The 3,127-nt window shown below is 44.3% G+C and carries 2 protein-coding genes; one reads left to right on the top strand and one right to left on the bottom strand.

The genetic code is table 11. The features are described from left to right. Positions 1 to 1,976, bottom strand: a 1,976-nt coding sequence (locus RMO52_RS00340; protein ID WP_310409995.1) for a hypothetical protein, incomplete at its 3' end; no start/stop codon positions are given. Between the two features lie 237 nt (positions 1,977 to 2,213). Here RMO52_RS00340 and RMO52_RS00335 point away from each other — a divergent pair. After that, entirely contained in the window at positions 2,214 to 2,615 is a 402-nt protein-coding gene (locus RMO52_RS00335) for a DUF1877 family protein (protein WP_310409993.1), read from the top strand. Positions 2,616 to 3,127 lie beyond the last annotated feature (512 nt).

The raw sequence follows: 3,127 nt of genomic DNA, 5'->3' as shown, positions 1-3,127 counted from the left end.
GTCGAACTAAATCCCAGTCCAGAAAGTTGACGATCGCAAGGGGCGACCCGCATTTTTGCTCCCAAAGCTTCAAAAACTCGTTTGTGCTGCAAGAGATCTTCACGCAAAAACTCGTTAAAAAATCCATTGGGTTGAGTATCGTTTTGGCAGCCTTTTAACATGAAGAAGTAATGCCGATGTCCGATCCCGGTTCGTTCGTCCCAATAGTTAGGCGAAAACATACAAACCGATACGGGGTGAAATTCATTTGTTTGAATATCCCAAATTGTTTTAGAGGATATAGAGGACGGTAATGATTCGATAATATCGATCCCATTCTTACGACTAAACTTAACTTTGGCAACAATAATATTCTCACCTTGGCGGAGTTCCTTTTCGTAGGCATAAGTATGAATTTGGCCGCCATATTCAAGTTCGGCAGTAAAACCAGAACGCCCGCCCCGATGATTGTAATTGTTAACATAAAACGTGTATACGCCTTCTTGCATTCTGGAGATATCTGTCCAAGTGATATTTTCGACCGCAACCTGAGTAAGATCGGGATGGATGATATCTACGTCGAGTATTCCAGTCGATGGATGCTTTTGTCCTTTATTGGGATAATAGATATGATTGTTGTTTGGCTCTACACAATGTGCGTCAAAATCGTTTTGATTATCGCCACGATCGTTCCATTGCAATGAGAAGCGCAAAACACCATCAACATTACCACCAGCCGCTTTAACCCGTTGCTTCATGCTATCGGTAATATTTCCGTTATATGCCCATGAGAAACCATTATCCCATTTAAACATTGACGGACTTTCTGTCACCTGCGGTGCGATTAACGAGACAAGATTGGGTATATGCTGATTTTCCAGCAACACTTCAACATTTGTCAGTCTGGGGAGAATGTTTTTAACAAACTGCTCTACCGGAATTTCTTCAACTCGCTCGAACTGTTTCGGACTGGCTACCGCTGCTTTTTTTAATTCGGCAAAGATATCGCCTGACATCTGTTTTAAGGTGTCTTTGTTAGCAAATAGAATGTTATTGACCGTAATATCTTCGATCGTGGCCAACCGCCGCTCTAAAGACTCTAACAACCCCAGTTCTGAGATTTTGTGTCGAGCCTGTTCGATCGTTTTTTTGGTAAAGATTGCCTGCGGACGCATGTAGTTCGTAGGTGCGACGATCGCTTCATATTTACGCACGGCTTCATTTAATTCATCTCCATTGGTAATATCTGTCAACAATACGCCCATTGAAGTATTCCGAATTTTGCCGATCGCGCCACCAACTGCAACGGATGTCTGCCAACAATAATTATCCCGTTCGGTGTCCGGCAATGCCCGATCGGCAATATGTAAATTGCGAAAATGTTCTAGCGCACCCTGCCACTCTTCGCCTTTATAGAGTGAATTCTGAGCGATTAGATCGAGAACTGTTTCGATCGCATCTCGTGAAATCTCTGTCAGAGAGCGCGCGAAAACATTCTTCACGTCCCGATATTCAGCCATCACAGACGCTTCAGATTTGGACGAAGTATTAATAAATTTTCGGGGTAGATCGACTCGAAAATGATGCCAAGCGCGAACCGTTCCGTCTTCAAGTCTTTCGTGGTTTTTGTCGGTTCCAAATCCAGATTCTTTGGTAACAAAAACGTCGCGAATTCGAGCCGATCTCACAAAATCGGCAAGTGCGTCGATTACCTGTTGGTATTTACTATCATGGGTTTTAAAATCCCAGATCGTGACAATTCGACCGTTCTGTATTGCCACCACGTTCCCGAAAGATTTGACAAAATTTCGGCAACAGCTACAGTCATATTCGCGACGTTGGCGGAAGAGTTGATTCGTTCCGGCTGGAAAACTATCTAGGTAAAGATTCCATAACTTGTCTTTGTCTAGGTCTGTGACAAAAAGCGTGGATTGACTTTTAAATATGGTGGCAACATGCGCCTGCAATAGTCTGTTAAAACGAGCGAATTCCATCATGATGTACACGGTCGAGGTTGTAAGTAGCTAGGTGAGGCTAAATATAAAACGATGGATTTTGCGGTTACATTGCTGTTCCTTTCGTTTATTTAGTTCGTTCGGTTTGTTTTCCGTCGATGTATCCAAATTAGCCCCCACCCATTCCCCGAAGCTACCTATGACGAAAACAGCCCAAACTCTCTCCCCACAATACTTTTCAACTTAAGGTTAAAATTATAGCTAGGGGATTCCCCGAACTTGCTGGTTTGGGTTTTGGGTGGAACTTCCTACCGCTTAATTCAACCACTTCATAAATCGCCCCTACTAACGTGTAGCAGATCCGACTTTATCGATCGGGACAACGGGACGTTTCCTCTTAGCCATGTCATTCTTGGCGGAGAGGTGCTCTACGATCTTGATGACTACATAATGAGTCTAAAGATGCCTTGGGAAGTCAAGCAGATTGCCGCTGCGTTGCGCAGCATCACAGAAAATGCCTTTCGCGATCGGTATTTTTGGATCGACCAAGAGGACTACGACGGTTTTTCCATCGGCGACGAGGGTTACGAGTACACATGGTCGTGGTTTCAGGAAGTGCGCGAGTTGTCCGATCGCGCCGCCGATGCAGGGAGGCACGTTCTGTTCGCGGCAAGCCAATAGGCAGGGAATATTCATCCCTTCATCGGGTCGCGGCGATCGATCGAGACAACATTGCTGGTGATGAGGAGCAGGAATAAATCTTAAAATCTACAAAGAGATGCTGGTGTTAGTGGGCAAGTTTTAACGGTAATATGATTCCAGTTGAGATAGAGTTGGGTCAAATTTCTTAAAACTTTTTCCATGTCTTTCAATAAAATATTTTAGTGCAGTCAAATCCTAAGTAGGGCTGTACGACAGTTCGATCGTGAGGATTTTGTGACATGGGATTTATAAGGGTGATGGCATGGGACAATTTATATTGTGAACGATTGTCGCTTAGCAACGCGCAAGCTTTGCGCTGAAGATTAAAATCTCAGATTAGAATTATGGCTCTCACGCTGGATTATCCAGATAATTGGTCGGACATTGCAGCCACCGTTAAGCAAGCGGCAGGTTATCGTTGTAACCGCTGCGGTTTAAAGTGTTTGCCCCCACATAGTAGTTATCGACATCTCGATCTCTCGCTCAGACGC

Source organism: Chamaesiphon sp. OTE_8_metabat_110 (assembly GCF_031382685.1).
GTDB lineage: Bacteria > Cyanobacteriota > Cyanobacteriia > Cyanobacteriales > Chamaesiphonaceae > Chamaesiphon.
The sequence above is the reverse complement of the archived record's forward strand: the minus strand, read 5'-3'. Positions and strand labels throughout refer to the sequence as shown.